17 protein-coding genes are annotated in these 18,573 nt (G+C 72.2%); 11 read left to right on the top strand and 6 right to left on the bottom strand.

What is annotated here, in order from left to right; all coding sequences use genetic code 11:
- Window positions 1-5 precede the first annotated feature (5 nt).
- The 6 genes from STBA_RS06615 (at window position 6) to STBA_RS06590 (ending at window position 7,063) form a co-directional block, all read left to right on the top strand.
- The gene (locus STBA_RS06615; RefSeq protein WP_077063146.1) at window positions 6-1,301 is read left to right on the top strand and encodes a sensor histidine kinase; all 1,296 of its coding nucleotides are present in this window, start codon (window positions 6-8) and stop codon (window positions 1,299-1,301) included.
- The gene (locus STBA_RS06610) at window positions 1,298-1,987 is read left to right on the top strand and encodes a response regulator transcription factor (RefSeq protein ID WP_077058345.1); all 690 of its coding nucleotides are present in this window, start codon (window positions 1,298-1,300) and stop codon (window positions 1,985-1,987) included. Before STBA_RS06615 ends, STBA_RS06610 begins: the two co-directional genes overlap by 4 nt.
- Window positions 1,988-2,176: 189 nt before the next feature.
- Window positions 2,177-3,088 (top strand): helix-turn-helix transcriptional regulator, encoded by a 912-nt coding sequence (locus STBA_RS06605; RefSeq protein ID WP_079252359.1) that lies wholly within the window; start codon window positions 2,177-2,179, stop codon window positions 3,086-3,088.
- 117 nt (window positions 3,089-3,205) lie between these two features.
- Window positions 3,206-5,602, top strand: coding sequence for an endopeptidase La (gene lon, locus STBA_RS06600; protein ID WP_077058344.1), 2,397 nt, complete (start codon window positions 3,206-3,208; stop codon window positions 5,600-5,602).
- A gap of 96 nt (window positions 5,603-5,698) precedes the next feature.
- A complete protein-coding gene (locus tag STBA_RS06595; RefSeq protein WP_077058343.1) occupies window positions 5,699-6,127 on the top strand; it encodes a BlaI/MecI/CopY family transcriptional regulator in 429 nt (142 codons plus the stop codon).
- Window positions 6,128-6,133: 6 nt separating this feature from the next.
- Window positions 6,134-7,063 carry a M56 family metallopeptidase gene (locus STBA_RS06590; protein WP_077058342.1) on the top strand — a complete coding sequence of 310 codons (930 nt, stop codon included), beginning with the start codon at window positions 6,134-6,136 and terminating at the stop codon, window positions 7,061-7,063.
- Between the two features lie 16 nt (window positions 7,064-7,079).
- Here the strand turns inward: STBA_RS06590 and STBA_RS06585 are convergent, their stop codons facing one another.
- Both STBA_RS06585 and STBA_RS06580 read right to left on the bottom strand, forming a co-directional pair.
- Complete coding sequence (locus STBA_RS06585; protein WP_077058341.1) at window positions 7,080-7,643, bottom strand: TetR family transcriptional regulator; 564 nt, start codon at window positions 7,641-7,643, stop codon at window positions 7,080-7,082.
- A gap of 106 nt (window positions 7,644-7,749) precedes the next feature.
- Window positions 7,750-8,205 carry a TerB family tellurite resistance protein gene (locus tag STBA_RS06580; RefSeq protein WP_077058340.1) on the bottom strand — a complete coding sequence of 152 codons (456 nt, stop codon included), beginning with the start codon at window positions 8,203-8,205 and terminating at the stop codon, window positions 7,750-7,752.
- Between the two features lie 244 nt (window positions 8,206-8,449).
- On the opposite strand from STBA_RS06580, the gene STBA_RS06575 reads away from it, so the two are divergent.
- The 3 genes from STBA_RS06575 to STBA_RS06565 all read left to right on the top strand — a co-directional run bounded on the left by STBA_RS06575 (window position 8,450) and on the right by STBA_RS06565 (window position 11,431).
- The gene (locus STBA_RS06575) at window positions 8,450-9,778 is read left to right on the top strand and encodes a hemolysin family protein (RefSeq protein ID WP_077058339.1); all 1,329 of its coding nucleotides are present in this window, start codon (window positions 8,450-8,452) and stop codon (window positions 9,776-9,778) included.
- Window positions 9,775-10,794 (top strand): hemolysin family protein, encoded by a 1,020-nt coding sequence (locus tag STBA_RS06570; RefSeq protein WP_077058338.1) that lies wholly within the window; start codon window positions 9,775-9,777, stop codon window positions 10,792-10,794. The genes STBA_RS06575 and STBA_RS06570 overlap by 4 nt, the downstream gene beginning before the upstream one ends.
- 61 nt (window positions 10,795-10,855) lie before the next feature.
- Complete coding sequence (locus tag STBA_RS06565; RefSeq protein ID WP_077058337.1) at window positions 10,856-11,431, top strand: TerD family protein; 576 nt, start codon at window positions 10,856-10,858, stop codon at window positions 11,429-11,431.
- 331 nt (window positions 11,432-11,762) lie between these two features.
- Here the strand turns inward: STBA_RS06565 and STBA_RS06555 are convergent, their stop codons facing one another.
- The 4 genes from STBA_RS06555 to STBA_RS06540 form a co-directional block, all read right to left on the bottom strand.
- A complete protein-coding gene (locus STBA_RS06555) occupies window positions 11,763-13,220 on the bottom strand; it encodes a GH1 family beta-glucosidase (protein WP_077058336.1) in 1,458 nt (485 codons plus the stop codon).
- Window positions 13,221-13,285: 65 nt separating this feature from the next.
- Window positions 13,286-14,230 carry a carbohydrate ABC transporter permease gene (locus tag STBA_RS06550; RefSeq protein WP_077058335.1) on the bottom strand — a complete coding sequence of 315 codons (945 nt, stop codon included), beginning with the start codon at window positions 14,228-14,230 and terminating at the stop codon, window positions 13,286-13,288.
- Complete coding sequence (locus STBA_RS06545) at window positions 14,227-15,258, bottom strand: sugar ABC transporter permease (protein ID WP_077058334.1); 1,032 nt, start codon at window positions 15,256-15,258, stop codon at window positions 14,227-14,229. Before STBA_RS06545 ends, STBA_RS06550 begins: the two co-directional genes overlap by 4 nt.
- 187 nt (window positions 15,259-15,445) lie before the next feature.
- The gene (locus STBA_RS06540; RefSeq protein WP_077058333.1) at window positions 15,446-16,732 is read right to left on the bottom strand and encodes an extracellular solute-binding protein; all 1,287 of its coding nucleotides are present in this window, start codon (window positions 16,730-16,732) and stop codon (window positions 15,446-15,448) included.
- Window positions 16,733-16,979: 247 nt separating this feature from the next.
- On the opposite strand from STBA_RS06540, the gene STBA_RS06535 reads away from it, so the two are divergent.
- Together STBA_RS06535 and STBA_RS06530 are read left to right on the top strand one after the other, a co-directional pair.
- Window positions 16,980-18,029: a LacI family DNA-binding transcriptional regulator gene (locus STBA_RS06535; protein WP_077058332.1), complete on the top strand. Its 1,050-nt coding sequence runs from the start codon at window positions 16,980-16,982 to the stop codon at window positions 18,027-18,029.
- A 53-nt stretch (window positions 18,030-18,082) separates the two neighbouring features.
- Window positions 18,083-18,550 (top strand): PPOX class F420-dependent oxidoreductase, encoded by a 468-nt coding sequence (locus STBA_RS06530; RefSeq protein WP_077058331.1) that lies wholly within the window; start codon window positions 18,083-18,085, stop codon window positions 18,548-18,550.
- The last annotated feature ends 23 nt before the right edge of the window (window positions 18,551-18,573 follow it).

Raw genomic sequence — 18,573 nt, 5'->3', positions numbered from 1 at the left:
CCGCCATGACGAACACGGATGGCCGTGGTCCGCGATCACGCCGCACATGGTGGCGGGAGGGGGCGATCACGGCCACGGCGTTCGTGCTCTGTCTGCTCGGCGGCGTGGTGCAGGACGACGGCAGCACGCTGTCACCGCCGTCGGCCGCCGCCTACTTCATCGCCGTGGTGTCCTGTGCCGTGCTGCCGGTGCGGCACCGGGCGCCCCTGGCGGCCATGGCGGCCACGACCGCGAGCGGCATGCTGGTGCCGCTCCTCGGTCTCCTGCTGAGCCCGCTCATCGTGGCCCCCGCCGTGATCACCGCCTACTCGCTCACCGTGCGCACCGAACGGCACGCGGTGAGCGCGGTGGCGCTCACCTCCGCGGCGCTGCTGGTCGCCTTCACCCCCGTGTTCGGGGCCCTTTCGTGGAAGGACGCGAGCAGGATGGGAGCGGTGGCGGCGTTCCCGCTGGTGGCCGGCGTACTCGGGCACTCGGTGCAGAACCGGCGGGCCTACCTGGCGGCCGTGGAGGAGCGGGCCCGGCGGGCCGAGAAGAGCCGGGAGAGCGAGGCGCGCCGGAGAGTGGCCGAGGAACGGGTGCGCATCGCCCGGGAGCTGCACGATCTCGTGGCCCATCAGATCACCCTGGCCAACGCGCAGGCCACGGTCGCCGCCCACCTCTTCGACGCCCGCCCCGAGCAGACCCGCAAGAGCCTGAAGCAGCTCGTCGAGACCACCGGCGACGCGCTCGACGACCTGCGGGCCACGGTCGGTCTGCTGCGCCAGTCCGGGGACGCGGCCACGCCCGCGGAACCGGCGCCCGGACTGTCCCGGCTCCCCACGCTCCTCGAATCCTTCCGCCGCGCGGGACTTGAGGTGTCGGTGCACCAGGAGGGCACGGCCAGGCCGCTGCCGCCGGGAGTGGACCTCACCGCCTACCGCATCGTCCAGGAGGCCCTGACCAACGTGACCAAACACGCCGGTGCCGGCAGCGCCCGGGTGGGCCTCTCCTGGAACCGCGATCGCGTGACCATCACCGTCGCCGACGACGGAGGGGGCACCCGTACGGCGCCGACCGCGGCCACGGGACCGAGTGCGTCCACGGTGCAGGACCGTCCGCCCGGTTACGGTCTGATCGGGATGCGTGAACGTGCCACCGCGGTCGGGGGGCACCTCTCCGCGGGCAGGCGCCCGGAGGGCGGCTTCCTCGTCTCCACCGAGCTGCCCCTGCCGCCCGCCAAGGACACGGCGCGGCGGAACGGCGGAGCAACGGCCGCCGAGGGGCGAGTGGCCGGCCCAGAGGCCGGGGATGCGACGTGACGCTCCGGGTGCTGCTCGCCGACGATCAGGCTCTGCTGCGCGATGCCTTCCGGATGCTTCTCGACACCGCCGACGACATCACCGTGGTCGGCGAGGCCGCCGACGGCAGGGAGGCGGTGAGACTCACCCGGGAGCTGCGCCCGGACGTGGTGATCATGGACATCAGGATGCCGGAGGTGGACGGTCTCACCGCCACGTCGGAGATCTGCGCGGACCCGGAACTGCGGGCCAGCCGCATCCTGATCCTCACCACGTACGAGACCGACGAGTACGTCGCCCAGGCGCTGCGCGCGGGGGCCGGCGGGTTCATCGGCAAGGGCATCGGGGCCGAGGACCTGCTGAACGCCGTGCGCACGATCGCAGGCGGCGACACGCTGCTGTCCCCCGCCGCGACCCGCTCCCTGGTCGCCCGTTTCCTGGCCACACCGGACGACGCCCCGTCGCACCAGCCCGAGCGGCTCGCCGTGCTCACCCCGCGCGAACGCGAGATGGTGGCTCTGGTCGCGACCGGCCTGTCCAACCAGGAGATCGCCGAGCGGATGTTCCTCAGCCCCTTCACCGTCCGCGCCCACGTCCAGCGCGCCATGACGAAGCTGGAGGCCCGCGACCGGGCGCAACTCGTCGTCATCGCCTACCGGACGGGCCTGGCCCCCGCCGCCCCCGACGGCGGCACCGACCGCCCCTGAGCCGGGGGCGCCGGAGGCGAGCACGAGGACGTTCTACCTGCCCGAACGGCCCGGACAGCGGCTGGTGGTAGCTTCCTTGAGGACAGGCCGTGTCCGCCGCAGTGGACAAAAGCCCGCGACCGCCCTATCTGATCGAGCGGGGAACCTTAGTACAGTTGGGCGTTCGCGGCCTCTGCGATGGGAGCGGGCATGGGCGTGTTGAAGCACGAGGGGTCCGTCGGCGAGCGCAGTACCGCTCGTACCGTTGACTACCAGCAGACGGGACCGACCGTGCCCCGCATGGTTCTCGGGGCGCGCCTGCGGCAGCTGCGGGAGGCGCGCGGGATCACCGGCGCGGACGCCGGCACGCGGATCAGGGCCTCGCACTCCAAGATCAGCCGCCTGGAGATGGGCAGGACCGGCTTCAAGGCGCGCGACGTGGCGGACCTGCTCGCCCTGTACGGCGTCACGGACGAGGCCGAGACCGACACCCTGCTCGCGCTGGCCCGGCAGTCGAACGCGCCGGGCTGGTGGCACATCTACTACGACGTGGTGCCCTCCTGGCTGAACGTCTACCTCGGCCTTGAGCAGACGGCCGTGGTCATCCGCGCCTACGAACTCCAATTCGTCCCGGGGCTGTTGCAGACCGAGGAGTACGCCCGCGCCGTGGTGCTGCTCGGGCCCGAGGACACCGAGGAGCGGATCGAGCGCCGTGTCGAGCTGCGCATGGCGCGCCAGCAGATCCTGCACCGGGCCAGCCCGCCGCACCTGTGGGTCGTCATCGACGAGGCCGCGCTGCGGCGTTCGATGGGCGACTCCGCGCTGATGCGGCGCCAGCTCGACCACCTGATCGAGGTCTCGGTGCTGCCGCACGTCACCATCCAGGTGGTGCCGTTCACCGCTGGCGGGCACGCCGCCATAGCGGGCCCGGTGACCGTGTTGCGCCCGCCGGGCGGCGAGCTGCCCGACGTGGTCTACCTGGAGCAGCTCACCGGCGGCGTCTACCCGGACAAGCCGTGCGAGATCGAGCAGTACCGGCACATGATGAACCGCCTGGTCGTCGAGGCCCACCCGCCGGCCGAGACCCGCGACTTCCTGAACCGCATCAGGCGCGAGACCTGACGCCGCCCCGGGCGGCGGGCATATCGCCCACAGCGAACACCGTGGGCCGTGGGGAACATCCGGCCCGCCCTCGGCATTGAGCCGACATAGCTCAATTTGCTTGCCGAGGGAGAGGTCATGACTTCGACGTTCGATGTACTCACCCTGCCGGTGCTGCCGCTCGATGACGAGGTGGTACTGCCAGGGATGGTGGTGCCCCTGGAGCTGTCCGACGCCGAGGTGCGCGCCGCGGTCGAGGCCGCGCAGGTCGCCGCGCCCGGCGGGGAGAAGCCGCGGCTGCTGCTCGTGCCGCGCGTGGACGGCCGTTACGCCGACATCGGTGTGCTCGGCCGGGTCGAGCAGGTCGGCCGGCTGGCCGACGGCGACCCGGGCGCGCTGGTCCGCGGCGTGCGCCGCGTCCGCATCGGTTCGGGGACCACGGGTCCCGGCGCCGCGCTGTGGGTCGAGGGCACGGCGGTCGAGGAGACCGTGCCGAGCCCCCTGCCCGGTGCCGTCGCCGAGCTGGCCAAGGAATACAAGGCACTCACCACCAACTGGCTCCGCAAGCGCGGCGCCTGGCAGGTCGTGGACCGGGTGCAGCAGATCGAGGACATCGGGCTGCTCGCGGACAATGCGGGCTACCTGCCGTTCCTCGGCACCGAGCAGCGCGTCACGCTGCTGCGCACCACCGACCCGGTGGAACGCCTGAAGCTGGCCGTCAGCCTGCTGAGCGAGCACCTGGCCGAGCAGGACGTGGCCGAGTCGATCGCCAAGGACGTGCAGGACGGCGTCGACAAGCAGCAGCGCGAGTTTCTGCTGCGCCGCCAGCTGGAGGCCGTGCGCAAGGAGCTGGCCGAGCTGAACGGCGACGCGGCCGACGAGGGCGAGGACTACCGGGCCCGCGTCGAGGCCGCCGACCTGCCGCAGAAGGTGCGCGAGGCCGCCCTCAAGGAGGTCGACAAGCTGGAGCGGTCCTCGGACGCGAGCCCCGAGGGCAGCTGGATCCGCACCTGGCTCGACACCGTGCTCGACCTGCCCTGGCAGACCCGTACCGAGGACGCCTACGACATCCCGGGTGCCAAGGCGGTCCTCGACGCCGACCACGCGGGCCTGGACGACGTCAAGGAGCGGATCACCGAGTACCTGGCCGTGCGCAAGCGCCGCGGCGACCGCGGCCTCGGCGTCATCGGCGGGCGCCGCGGCGGGGCCGTGCTGGCCCTCGTCGGCCCGCCGGGCGTCGGCAAGACGAGCCTTGGCGAGAGCGTGGCCCGCGCGATGGGCCGCAAGTTCGTGCGGGTGGCGCTCGGCGGCGTCCGCGACGAGGCGGAGATCCGCGGCCACCGGCGCACCTACGTCGGCGCGCTGCCAGGACGTATCGTCCGGGCGATCAAGGAGGCCGGTTCGATGAACCCGGTCGTCCTGCTCGACGAGATCGACAAGGTCGGCAGCGACTACCGGGGCGACCCGTCCGCCGCCCTCCTCGAAGTGCTCGACCCCGCGCAGAACCACACGTTCCGCGACCACTACCTGGAGGTCGAGCTGGACCTGTCGGACGTGGTGTTCCTGGCCACGGCCAACGTCCTGGAGGCCATCCCGCAGCCGCTGCTCGACCGGATGGACCTGGTGCGCCTCGACGGCTACACCGAGGACGAGAAGGTCACCATCGCGCGCGACCACCTGCTGCCGCGGCAGATCGAGCGCACCGGCCTGCGCCCCGACGAGGTGACGGTTCAGGACGCCGTCCTGCGCAAGCTGGCCGGCGAGTACACCAGGGAAGCCGGCGTCCGCAGCCTGGAACGCACCGTCGCCCGGCTGCTGCGCAAGGTCGCGGCCCGCGCCGAGCTGGGCGAGCTGGCCCTGCCGTGCACCGTCACCGAGGCGGACCTGCGCGGGCTGATCGGCCGACCGCACCACACCCCGGAGGCGGCACAGGAGCCGGCCGAACGGCGCACCGCGGTGCCCGGCGTGGCCACCGGCCTCGCCGTCACCGGCACCGGCGGCGACGTGCTGTACATCGAGGCGTCCCTGGCCGACCCGGAGACCGGCGGCGCGGGGCTGACCCTGACCGGGCAGCTCGGCGACGTGATGAAGGAGTCCGGCCAGATCGCGCTGTCCTACCTGCGCTCGCGCGGCGCGGAGCTGGAGCTGCCGGTCGGCGACCTCAAGGAGCGCGGCATCCACCTGCACGTTCCGGCGGGCGCGGTGCCCAAGGACGGGCCGAGCGCCGGCATCACCATGACGACCGCACTGGCCTCGCTGCTCAGCGGGCGGCAGGTGCGGCCCGACGTGGCGATGACGGGCGAGGTCTCCCTGACCGGGCGGGTGCTGCCCATCGGTGGCGTGAAGCAGAAGCTGCTCGCCGCCCACCGGGCGGGGCTGACAGTCGTGATCATCCCCAAGCGGAACGAGCCGGACCTGGACGATGTGCCGGAGGAAGTGCTGGCCACGCTGGACGTGCACCCCGTCGCCGACGTGCGGCAGGTGCTCGATCTGGCCCTCACGCCCGCCGGGGCCCCGGTGGCCGTGGCGGCCTGACCTTCGCGGGCACGCCCCGTGGCCTTCGGCGGAAGGCGCCTATCATGAAGCGCTCCCGCCGACGGCCGCGGGGCGAGTCGTCGTGAGGGAGGCGGGGTGAAGGACCGGCACGCGCGCCCCCGGCGCCGCGGCCAGGGCGAGCTGGAGGCGCAGGTGCTCGCCGCACTCGGCGCCGCGCCTGGACCGGTGAGCGCGGCCTGGGTGCGCGAACGGATCGGCGGCGACCTGGCGTACACCACCGTCGTCACGACGCTGACCAGGCTGCTGGCGAAGGGCGCGGTACGGCGCGAGAAGTCGGGCAGGTCGTTCGCCTGGACCCCGGCCGCGGGCGAGGCGGGGCTCGCGGCGCTGCGGATGCGGCGGGTCCTGGACGGCGAGACGGACCGCAAGGCCGTCCTGGCCAGCTTCGTGACGGTGCTCTCGGCGGACGACGAGCGGCTGCTGCGCGGCCTGCTCAACGAGCTGGACGACGCCGGCCCGCCCGGGACCGGCGCGCACGGCGAGGCGGAGCAACCGGAGGGCTGAGCCGTCATGGGGGTCTTCGTCTTCCTGCCGCTGGTGCTGCCGCTGAGCGCCTGGCCGGTCGCGCGGCTGGCCGAGCAGCGGCTGCACCCGCGGGCCGCCACCCGGCTGCTGACGACGGTGGCGGGCGTCCTCGCGGTGTGCAGCACCCTGTGCCTGGCCCTGGTGATGGTGGTGGGCACCGCCCAGCTGCCGGGCAACCCCCTGCCCGACGGCTGGTCCGACCCCGAGGTGCGCCGGGCCGTTCCGTTCGAGGAGATCGCGGGCCGGGCCGCCATTCCGGCGCTGATCCTGGTGCTCCTCGCCTGCGGGCGCACCCTGGTGCGGCACGTGCGGGTGCGCCGTGCCGCACGGCGGGCGCTCGCCGGTCTCCCGGGCGGCCCCGTCGCGGTGCTGCCCGACTCCGAGCCCTACGCCTGGGCCCTGCCCGGCCGCCCGGGCCGCATCGTGGTCTCCCGCGGCCTGCTGGCGCGGCTCGCCCCGGCGGAGCGCCGGGCGCTCTTCGCGCACGAACGGGCCCACCTGGCGGCCCGGCACCACCGCTGCCTGCTGGTGGTGCAGCTCGCGGCGCGGGCCAACCCGTTCCTGCTGCCGCTGGCCACGGCCGTGGCCTACGTCGCGGAGCGGTGGGCGGACGAGGAGGCGGCGCGCGCGGTCGGCGACCGGCGCGCGGTGGCGCGCGCGATCGCGCACGCGGCGCTCGCCTCCCGCGGCGCGCCGGCCGCGACGCTGGCGGGCGCGGCCGCGCCGGGGCCTGTGCCGCGCCGCGTCGCCGCGCTTCTCGGCCCGGCCCCGGCGCCGCGCCACTGGCCCCCGGCGTTCACGGCCGTCGGCCTCGCCGCGTGGACCGCGGCGGCGGGCGCGACGGTCTCCGCCCTGTCCTCCGCGAATGCGGCGGTCACCCTCTTCTTCGTCCTGAAGGCGGCCACGCCGCTGTGATCCCGCCGCCGGGGTCTCACGGGGCGAAGGCGTGCCGGACGGCGGTGGCGAGGCTCGTGCGGCGGCGCTGGTGGTCGGCGTCGGGGTCGGCCGCCGTCGCGGTGCAGGTGATGCTGGCCGGTGACCAGGTCATGGCCAGGGCGATGACCATGGAGTGCACGTCGGCGGGGGACAGGGCGGGGTTGATGTGCCCGGCTTCCTGGGCTTCGGAGATGGCCCGGATCTTGGGGAGCTCGCCGGCCTCGCCGAAGAGGTGGCCGGCGGGGGTGCGTTCCAGACGTGCCCAGGTGGCCAGGCGGACGAGGCGGGGGCGGGCGAGGTAGGCGTCGTAGAGGCGGACGGCGTAGCCGGGCAAATCCTCGGCGGTGAGCGGGGCGGCGTCGAGGACGGCTGCGACCTGGTCGGCCAGGACGGCGTCGAACAGGCTCTCCTTGCTGCCGTAGTAGGCGTACATCTGCGCCTTGCTGACCTTCGCGTCGGCGGAGATGCGGTCGACGCGCGCGCCGGCGATGCCGTGGGCGGCGAATTCGGCAGCGGCGGCGTCCAGGAGCCGACGCCTGCTGGCCTGTGCCCTGTCCATGCCGCCCAACCTATACGAACCGGTTCGTTCGGCCCGGGCGGCCGGCCCCCGTCCCGGCGCCCGGCGGGACCGGCTCCCGCCGGGCGCCGGGCGCCGGACCACGGGCTCAGAGGTCGAACTCCTGCGGCGGCAGCCCCAGGGCGAAGCACGCCTCCCGCACGACCGACTGTTCCGCATCGTCGAAATTGCCGTCCGCGCCGCCGATCACCACGCCGATCTGGATGACGGCCCGCGCCTCCGCCGGCTTCTTCTTGGCCTTCGCGACCTCCTGGAGCACCCCGACCTTGCCGAAGTCGAAGTCGGCCGCGAGCTTGTCCAGATACTCGTTGAACCGGCGCTGGAGGTCCTCGGCCGGGAAATTGCTCAGCACCTCGTTCCCGGCGATCAGCTGCGCGACGCGGCGCCGTTCGGCCGCGTCCACCTCGCCGTCCGCGGCCGCGACCAGCGCGCACATCGCCATGCTCGCGTCGCGGAACGCGCCGCTCTTCAGGTCGTTCTTCTTCGCCGTCAGCTGCGACTGCATCGACTGGGCGGATTCCTTCACACGGTCCCACAGGGCCATGAGTACTCCAGGTGTCCTCGTTGCGGTATCGAACTTTCTACAGTCGTGTAGAAGCATAGGGTGCACCGGTGAAGGGGCTTGATATGCCCTTTACGCTGGAGGGCGGGCCCACCGCCCACCGACGCCAGACCAGATGAGCCCATCAGTCGAGAAGGAGCAGCGAACCCGCCATGGGTGAACCTCCCAGTACCAGCCGTGCCGTTCCCCGCCGCACACGAGTGAGCCAGGGCTGGGGGGTGGCACGGTGACCGAACTGCTGCTGCTCCTGCTCGCCCTGGCTCTCACCCTCGCCTGCGCAATCTTCGTCGCGGCCGAGTTCTCCCTGACCACCGTCGAGCGCGGCGAGCTGGAGCGCGCGGCCGAGTCCGGCGAACGCGGGGCCGACGGCGCGCTGCGGGCCGTACGGCGGCTCACGCTCCAACTCTCCGGCGCCCAGCTCGGCATCACGGTGACGTCCCTGGTCATCGGCATGCTCGCCGAGCCCTCGCTCGCCGCCCTGCTCCGCGGGCCGCTGCGGGACGCGGGACTCGGCGGCGCGGCCTCCTCCGTCGCCACCCTGCTGGGGGTGGCGATCTCGACGGTCGTGCTCATGGTGATCGGCGAACTGGTCCCGAAGAACTGGGCGATCTCCCGCCCGCTGGCCGTCGCCAAGGTCGTGGCCGGCCCGCAGCGCGGCTTCACGGCCGTCTTCGGGCCGCTGATCCGGCACCTGAACAACACGGCGAACCGCCTGGTGCGCGGCCTCGGCCTCGAACCCACCGAGGAGCTGGCCTCGGCCCGTTCCCCCGAGGAGCTGGTGGCCCTCGCACGGCACTCGGCCGCCGAGGGCGCCCTGGAAGCCGACTCGGCCGAGCTGTTCGTGCGCACGCTGCACCTCGGCGACCTGACCGCGGAGAACGTGATGACCCCGCGCGTGGACGTGCTCGCCCTGGAGGCGCACGCCACCGCCGCGGACGCGGCGAACCTCACCCACGCCACGGGCCTTTCCCGCTTCCCCGTCTACCGCGACACCCTCGACGAGGTCATCGGAACGGTCCACATCCGCGACGTGCTGGCCCTCGAACCCGCCGCCCGGCTCGGCACCCCGGTCACCGACCTGCTGTCCACACCGCTGCTCGTACCCGACAGCCTCCCCGTGGACCGGCTGCTCGACCGGCTGCGCGCCACCAGGACGATGGCGGTGATCATCGACGAGTACGGCGGCACCGCGGGCGTCGCCACGGTGGAGGACATCGTCGAGGAGGTCGTCGGCGAGGTCCGCGACGAGCACGACCCTCTTGAGGTCCCCGACCTGCTGCCCGCACCGCCGACCGCCGACGGCAGGCCCGGCTGGGAGGCCGACGGCGGCATGCGCCTCGACCAGCTCGCCGACATCGGCCTGAGCGCCCCTGACGGGCCCTACGAAACGCTCGCCGGGCTGCTCGCCACCCACCTCGCCCGCATCCCCGCCCGCGGCGACACCCTCAGGATCGACGGCTGGGAGCTGACCGTCCTGGACATCGATCACCACCGCGCCGACCGCGTGGCGATCACCGCGCCCGCGGCGGCCAAGGAGAAAGAGGACGCCCGATGACCACGCTGCAACTGGTCATCGGCGCCCTCACCCTGGTGACCAACGCCTTCTTCGTCGGCGCCGAGTTCGCGCTCATCTCCGTGCGGCGCAGCCAGATCGAGCCGCGCGCCCAGGCGGGCGACAAGCGCGCCCGTACCACGCTGTGGGGCCTGGAGCACCTGTCCGCGATGATGGCGACCGCGCAACTGGGCATCACCGTCTCCTCGCTGGTCCTCGGCGCGGTGGCGGAGCCGGCCATCGCGCATCTGCTGGAGCCCGTCTTCGAGGCGGTGCACGTCCCGCACGGGCTCGTGCACCCGATCGCGTTCCTGATCGCCCTGTCCGCCGCCACCTACCTGCACATGCTCGTCGGCGAAATGGTCCCCAAGAACATCGCGCTCGCCGCCCCAGCCCGCAGCGCCCTGCTGCTCGGGCCGCCGCTCGTCGCCCTGACCCGGGCCCTGCGGCCGGTCATCTTCGGCATCAACGCGTTCGCGAACATGCTGCTGCGGCTGCTGAAGGTCGAACCGAAGGACGAGGTGGCGGCCGTCTTCACCGACGACGAACTCGCCCGGCTCGTCACCGACTCGAGCCAGGCGGGCCTGCTGGAGCCCGCGGACGGCGAGCGGCTGCGCGACGCCCTGGAGATGGGCACCCGGCCGGTGGGCGAAATCCTCGTCCCGCTCGGCCAGATGACGACCGTGGACCACCGCATCACCCCGGCGGGCCTGGAGCGCATCGCGACCTCGGCCGGCTACTCGCGGCTCCCCGTCATAGGCCCGGGGGACACGGTGCTCGGCTACCTGCACATCAAGGACGGCCTCGGACTCACCGAGCGCACCAAGCCGTTCCCCCGCTCCGCACTGCACGCGGTCACCCGTGTGGAGATCGACACCCCGCTCGACGACACCCTCACCGCCATGCGCGCGGACGGCACGCACCTGGCCGCCGTCACCGGCGGAAAGGGCACGGTTCTCGGCTTCGTCACAATGGAGGACGTGCTGACCTCGCTGGTCGGACCGGCACCGGCTGCATGATCCGGTTCCGCCATCTTCTACAGTGTTGTAAATTCACGCCGCGCCACAGAAGGAGGAGATCATGGGCGTAAGCCTGTCCAAGGGCGGCAACGTCTCGCTCACCAAGGAAGCCCCCGGGCTCACCGCCGTCCTGGTGGGCCTCGGCTGGGACGTGCGGACGACGACCGGTGCCGACTACGACCTGGACGCCAGCGCCCTGCTGTGCACCGGCGCCGGCAAGGTCGTCTCCGACCAGCACTTCGTCTTCTACAACAACCTCACCAGCCCGGACGGTTCCGTGGAGCACACCGGGGACAATCTCACCGGTGAGGGCGAGGGCGACGACGAGGTGATCAAGGTGAACCTGGCGGCGGTGCCCGCCGAGATCCAGACCATCGTCTTCCCCGTGTCGATCCACGACGCGGCCAACCGCGGCCAGAGCTTCGGCCAGGTCAGCAACGCGTTCATCCGCGTCGTCAACCAGGACGGCGGCGCGGAGCTGGCCCGCTACGACCTCAGCGAGGACGCCGCGACCGAGACCGCGATGATCTTCGGCGAGCTGTACCGGCACGGCGGCGACTGGAAGTTCCGCGCCGTCGGCCAGGGCTACGCCTCCGGTCTCGCCGGCATCGCCACCGACTACGGCGTCAACGTCTAGCAGACGAGTAAGTCCGATGTGATCGGTGATCGAAGGCGGTCAGCGACCTGGCGATGGGTGTGCCGGTGTGGTGGTCGTGCCGGATGGCGGCGGCCATCACCAGGACGCGCTGGGCGACGCGGACAGCGACGCCTTCGTATGCCCGCCCGCCGTGCTGCCCCAGCCCGAGCTGTCCCTTGAGCGTGTCGTTGACGGACTCGATGAGCCGGCGGACCGACTTCGGCGACGGTTCGCCCGGCCGGGCTTTCCCCGGCCTCGGAGCGGCAGCCCGGGACGGCGGGCCTTGGCCACCGCCGGGCGGACAAGTCCGGAGTCGCTCAGCCAGCACAGGTCAGGCGGTGCCCGAGGTGTCCTCCGGGGGCAGGGTGCCGGTGCGGGCGATCCGGGCGTACCAGTGGGCGCTGGACTTGGGCGTGCGGCGTCCGGTCGGGTAGTCGACGTGGACGGCGCCGAAGCGCTTGCTGTAGCCGTAGCCCCATTCGAAGTTGTCCAGCAGTGACCACAGAAAATAACCGCGGACGTCTACCCCGGCCTCGACCGCCGCGTGTACGGCGGCGAGGTGGCCGTGCAGGTAGGCGATGCGATCCGGGTCGTGGACCGCGCCGTCCGGGCCCGCGTAGTCGTCGAACGCCGCGCCGTTCTCCGTGATCATCAGAGGCAGGCGGGGCAGGTCCTGCCGCAGCCGCAGCAGGAGGTCGTACAGTCCACTCGGGTCGACCGCCCAGCCCATCGCGGTGGTCGGTCCCGGCGCCCGGTGGAAGGCGACGTCCTCGGCGCCCGGCCAGGCACTGTGCGTGCTCGGCCGGTGCCCGTCGGCGCCCTGCGGGGCGGCGGTGCCGGAGGCGGCGACAAGGGTCGGCGTGTAGTAATTGACGCCGAGAAAGTCCAGCGGCTGGTGGATGGCGGCGGCGTCGCCGTCGCGCACGAACGACCAGTCGGTGAGCGGTGCCGTGTCGGCGAGCGTGTCCGCCGGGTAGGAGCCGTGCAGCAGCGGCCCGGTGAACAGCCGGTTGGCCAGGCCGTCGATGCGCCGGGCGGCGTCACGGTCGGCCGGGCTGTCGGTCAGCGCCCGCGTGTGGTGGAAGTTGAGCGTGACCGACACCCGTGATCCGGCGGGGAGTTCGGCGCGCAGCGCCTGGGTCGCCAGGCCGTGGCCCAGATTGAGGTGGTGCGCGGCACGCAGCGCGTCGACCGGGTCGGTGCGGCCGGGCGCGTGCACGCCGGAGCCGTAGCCGAGGAAGGCGCTGCACCAGGGCTCGTTGAGGGTGATCCAGGTGCCGACGCGGTCGCCCAGGGCGCGGGCGGCCAGAGTCGCGTAGTCGGCGAACCGCGCCGCGGTCTCCCGCTCCGGCCAGCCGCCGGCGTCCTCCAGTTCCTGCGGCAGGTCCCAGTGGTAAAGAGTCGCCACCGGCGTGATGCCCTTCTCCAGCAGCGCGTCGGCGAGCCGGCGGTAGAAGTCCAGGCCGGCTCCGGTGGCGGAGCCCCGGCCGCCGGGCTGGAGCCGGGACCAGGACAGCGAGAAGCGGTACGCGCCGACCCCGAGGTCGGCCATGATCGCGATGTCCTCCCGCCAGCGGTGGTAGTGGTCGGTGGCAACGTCGCCGGTGTCCCCGTTGTGCACCTTGCCCGGGGTGCGGGAGTACGTGTCCCAGATGGACGGCGTCCGCCCGTCCTCCGCCGCGGCGCCCTCGATCTGATAGGCCGCGGTCGCGGTTCCCCACAGGAAGCCGGGAGGGAAGACGCGCCCGCCCGGTGTCGCGGGGGCGGCGGATTCGAATGCGGTGGCCACGGGGGTCCTTTCGGGCGGGGACGGTGGAGGGCAGAAGGAAGGAGGGGAGAAGGACGGAGGCGCGGTCAGCCTTTGACCGCGCCCTGCATGATGCCGCCGACGATCTGGCGGCCGAAGACGACGAACATGACGAGCAGCGGGAGGGTGCCGAGCAGGGCGCCGGCCATGATGAGCGACTGGTCGCGGACGTAGCCCGCGCTGAGCTGGGTGAGGGCCACGGGGACGGTGGGGTTGCTCATGTCCAGGGCGATGAAGGGCCAGAAGAAGTCGTTCCACGCGTGGACGAACGTGATCATGAAGAGCACGGCCATGGCGGGCCGGGCGACGGGCAGCACGATGCTCCAGAAGATCCGCAGCGAGTGCGCCCCGTCCATGCGGCCGGCCTCGACCAACTCGTCCGGCAGGGCCTCGGCGAGATACTGCCGCATGAAGAACACGCCGACCGCGCTGACCAGCGTGGGGAAGATGACGGACTCAAGGCGGAGCCCCCACCCGAGGTCGCTCATCATCATGAACAGCGGGACGACCCCGAGCTGCGGCGGCACCATCATGGTGCCGATCACGAGCATCAACAGGATGTTGCGGCCCCGGAAGCGCAGCTTGGCGAAGGCGAAGCCGGCCAGGGTGGCGAACAGCACGGTGGCCACGGCGATGCTGCCGGCCACGATCAGGCTGTTGGTCATGGCCTGTCCGAGGGCCGCGTCCTCCCAGGCGGCCCGGAGGTTGCGGAACAGGTTCGGACCGGGGAGGAACGGCGGCGGACTCTGCGTGACGCGGGTGTTGTCGGTCGAGGCCGCCACCATCGTCCAGTAGAGCGGGAAGAGGGAGATCAGCGCGACGATGCCGAGCAGCACGTAGGCGACAGGACCGCCGTGGTGCTGGCGGCCGGCGCCCATACGCAGCGACCGCCGGGACCTGCGGGCGGGGGGCGGGGGAGTGGCGGAGTGGGTGAACGGCGTGTGCCCGCGCCGCCGTTCCTGCCGGACGGGCTCGACGGATTCGGTGGTCATCGCGACGGCCTCCCGGCGCTCGCCGCGCCCGCCGCCGCGCGCCGCCGCCCCGGCTCCCGCCGGGACCGCGCGCCGGCCAGGACGCGTTGCAGGACGAAGACGAGGATGAGGATGAGGAACATCGCCCAGGCGACGGTGGCGGCACGTCCCATCTGCCCGTTGCGCCAGCCCTCCTCGTACAGCAGCAGGCCGAGGGTCTGGTACTGATTGTCGGCGCCGCCGGTGACGCCGTTCGGGCCCTGCCCGAAGATCAGCGGCTCGCCGAAGATCTGGGTGGCCCCGATGGTGGACAGCACGATGGTGAAGACGATGGTGGCGCGGATTCCGGGCACCGTGACCCGGGTGAACTGCTGCCAACGGGAGGCGCCGTCGATCGCGGCGGCCTCGTACCGGTCCCTGGGGATGGCCTGCATCGCGGCGAGGTACAACAGCGCGTTGTAGCCGGTCCAGCGCCAGATCACGATGGTGGAGATGGCCAGCTGGGCGGGCCACTTCTCGTTCTCCCAGTCGACGTTCTCGATGCCGACCAGGCCGAGGGCCCAGTTGATCATGCCGAAGTCGCGTTCGAAGAGCATCGTGAAGACCAGGGCGGCGGCGCCGACCGAGGTGGCGTAGGGAGCGAGCGCGGCGACCCGGAAGAAAGCCGAGCCGCGCAGCCGGTAGTTCAGCAGGTGCGCCAGTCCCAGGGCCATCAGCAGCTGCGGGACGGTGGAGATGACGCCGATGGTGAACGTGTTGGTCAGGGCGTTCCAGAAGCGGTCGTCCTGCCAGAGGTTGACGTAGTTCTCGAAGCCCTGCCACTCCATCATGTCCATCGTGGACAGCTCGACGCGGTGGAGCGAGATCCACGAGGTGTAGATCAGCGGGTAGAGGCTGAAGGCGCCGAAGATGATGAAGAACGGGGCGATGAACGTATAGGGCGCGGCCCGCAGGTCGAGGCGGTGGAACAGATTGCGCAGCGGCTGCCGGCGGCGCGGCCCGTCCCGGGCGGGGGTGGGTGGGGGCGCGGGCGCACTGGAGGTGGCCACGGTGGGCTCCCTTCCGTGAGGGACGCTCGGTGGAGGCGGAGTTACGGGAAGGCCAGGCCGGGGAGTCGACGGGACCGGGGTCGGGGGCACGGGACCTTGTTGACGGGTGGTGCCGGGGGATTCCCGACGACCGCGACCCGGTGGGAAGCGGCCGTCGGGACGGCGTGCCGGGCGCGGGGCGCGCGGGTCAGCCGGCGACCCGCTGGATGTTCTCGTCGACGGAGTCCCACGCCGCGTCCGGGTCCTCGCCCTGCGACTCGACCTGCTGAAGCCCCTGGGAGAAGGCGTCCTTGATGGTGCCGTCCCGGCGGCCGAGCACCTGCTCCGCAGGGATCTCCTGAGCCGCCGCGCCGAAGATCTCGCCCACCGGCGCGCCGTCGAAGTACTCCGAGGTACCGCTCCGCACCGCCTCGGATTCGATGGCCTCCTGGGAGGACGGGAAGATGCCCAGCTCCTCGAAGAGGTAGATCTGCTGTTCCGGCGCGGTCAGCCAGGCGACGAGTTCCATGGCCTCGTCCCGGACCGGGCTGTCCTCCATGACGCCGAGGAACGAGCCGCCCCAGTTCGCGCCCTGCGGAGCCGGCGTGACGTCCCACAGCCCGGCGTTGTCCGGACCGGCCTTCTCCTGGATGTGGGCCAGCATCCAGGCCGGGCAGACGGTGGTGGCGAACGTGCTGTTGGCCAGGCCCGGGTCCCAGCCGGGCTGGAACTGCCGCAGTGCCGCGGTCATCCCCGATTCGGCCGCCTCGGTGGCCAGGTCCCACGCGTCGGCGACGGCCGGGTTCTCGTCGTGGATCAGGTCGCCGTCCGCGTTGTAGAACTGCTCGGAGTGGCCGTAGACCATGCCGTTGAACAGGCCCGTGGAGCTGTCCATGTACGACAGCTCGCCGTCCGCCGAGTCGGCCATGAACTGCTCGCCGACCTCGACGTACTGCGACCAGTCATCGGCCCACAGCGCCGCGACGTCCTCGCGTTCGGTCGGCAGCCCGGCCTGCTCGAACATGTCCTTGCGATAGCAGATCGCCATGGGGCCGGTATCCGTGCCGAGGCCGATCATCCGGCCGTCGTCCGTGGTCACCTGGGGCTGCTTCCAGGGCAGGAAGTGATCGGTGCCCGCCATGCCCGCGAAGTCGGCGAACTTGTCCGCCTGGGTCTCCACCATCTCCTGGGCGCGGCCGATCTCGATGCCCTGAATGTCCTTCAGGCCGCTGCCGCCCGCCAGGTGGGTCTGGAGCGCCGTGTAGTAGGTCTGCTCGTCACCGGCGACCTCCGCCTCGATGGTGACATTCGGGTTCTCCGCCATGTAGCGGTCCAGGAGGTCGGTCTCCGCGTACCCCATGACCCCGAACAGGCCCATGGTGATCGTGACGGACCCGTCCTCGCCGCGTGCGTCGCTCTCGCCGCCCCCGCATCCCGCGACCAGCGCGAGTGCGGTCACGGCCGAGGCGACGGTCAGTCGTCGGGAGCGGGACATGCGAGGGGAACGGGATGGAGTCGGCGAAATGGTTGAGCCATGCGGACGGAGGCGACGGGGGGTGTCATCAGGCATGAAAACATCTCCTTGCGGCAGCTTTGTCGCATGAGAGCGGAAAGCCCGTTGGGATCGATCCCAAACGAAGTGGGAACGATCCCACCGGGCTGTGGAAGACTGTCGCCCGAAGGATGACGGTGTCAAGGACACGGACTGAAACGCGATGTTTGAGAGGAGAGTTGGCCCATTGGTGACACCGCGTCAGGAGCGGGGACAGCCGGCCGCCGGCGGCGGCCGGCGCCCCACCATCAAGACGGTGGCCGCGCGCGCCGGCGTGGGACGGACCACCGTCTCGCGGGTGCTGAACGGATCTCCGCTGGTCAGCGATGAGGCGAGGACCGCGGTGCTGACGGCCATCGCCGAGCTCAACTTCGTGCCGAGTTCGGTGGCCCGCAGCCTCGTCACCAGCAGAACGGATTCGATCGCCCTGGTGATCCCCGAGTCCGAGAGCCGACTCGGCTCCGAGCCGTACTTCTCCGCCGTGATCCGGGGCGTCAGCGAGGCGCTGGCGGGCACACAGCTGCAACTGCTGTTGATACTGGTGCGCGACCAGCGCGAGCTGGACCGCCTCCAGGAGTTCCTGACGGCCGGCCGGGTGGATGGCGTCCTGCTGGTCTCGGTGCATCGCGACGACCCGCTGCCCGGCCTGCTGGAGGAGCTCGGCCTGCCCACGGTGCTGGCCGGACGACGTTCTGCCGAGGAGCCGCTGCCCCACGTCCACTCCGACAACGTGGGCGGTTCCGCCGAGGCCGTGCGCCACCTCCTGGCCCGCGGGCGCTCGGAAATCGCCACGATCACCGGCCCGTTGGACATGGACGTCGGCAGCAGTCGGCTGCGGGGCTGGCGGGAGGCGCTGGTCGGGGCGGGGGCCCCGGCAGACGAATCCCTCGTGGCACCGGGGGACTTCACCGAGGAGGGGGGCCGGTTGGCCATGCGTGCCCTGCTGGAGCGCCATCCTCGTCTGGACGCGGTCTTCGCCGCTTCGGACGTGATGGCGGCGGGCGCGCTGGCCGAGCTGCGCCGCGCCGGACGGCAAGTGCCGGACGACGTGGCGCTGGTGGGCTTCGACGATTCGATCGTCGCCCGGCACACCGAGCCGTCCCTGACCAGCGTGCGCCAGCAGGTCGAGGAGATCGGCCGCACCATCACCGAGTTGCTGTTCCAGGAGATCGCTTGCGGCGGCAGCGCCCGCTTCCCCGTGGTGCTGCCCACCTCGCTGATCGTCCGGGCCTCCAGCTGAGATCGCGGGGCGCGCCCGCAGGCTTCCCGGGTCCGGGCGTAGGGTGCTGCGCCATGAGCCCTTCGATTGCGACGAACACCAGCGTGACCCTCGCGCAGCTGCTCGACTTCGTGCGCCCCCGCCACCGGGCGATCCTGCTCACCCGGCGCGCGGACGGCTCCCCGCAGGGGTCGCCGCTCACGTGCGGGGTGGACGATGCCGGGCGCATCGTCGTCTCGACCTACCCCGAGCGCGCCAAGACGCGCAACGCCAGGCGCGACCCCGAGGTCAGCCTGCTCGTCCTGTCCGACGACTGGGACGGCCCCTGGGTGCAGATCGACGGCACCGCCGAGGTGCTGGACGTGCCCCAGGCCGTGGAGCCGCTGGTCGAGTACTACCGCAACATCGCGGGTGAGCACCCGGACTGGGACGAGTACCGGGCCGCGATGACGCGGCAGGGCAAGTCGCTGATCCGGGTCACGCCGCTGCGCTGGGGCCCCGTCGCGACCGGCGGCTTCCCGGCCCGCCTCGCCGCGCGGTAGGTAGCCCGGGTCCCGCCCCCACT

Origin of the sequence: Streptomyces sp. MP131-18, from assembly GCF_001984575.1 — a bacterium.
In the GTDB taxonomy this organism is placed as follows: domain Bacteria; phylum Actinomycetota; class Actinomycetes; order Streptomycetales; family Streptomycetaceae; genus Streptomyces; species Streptomyces johnsoniae.
The sequence above is the reverse complement of the archived record's forward strand: the minus strand, read 5'-3'. Positions and strand labels throughout refer to the sequence as shown.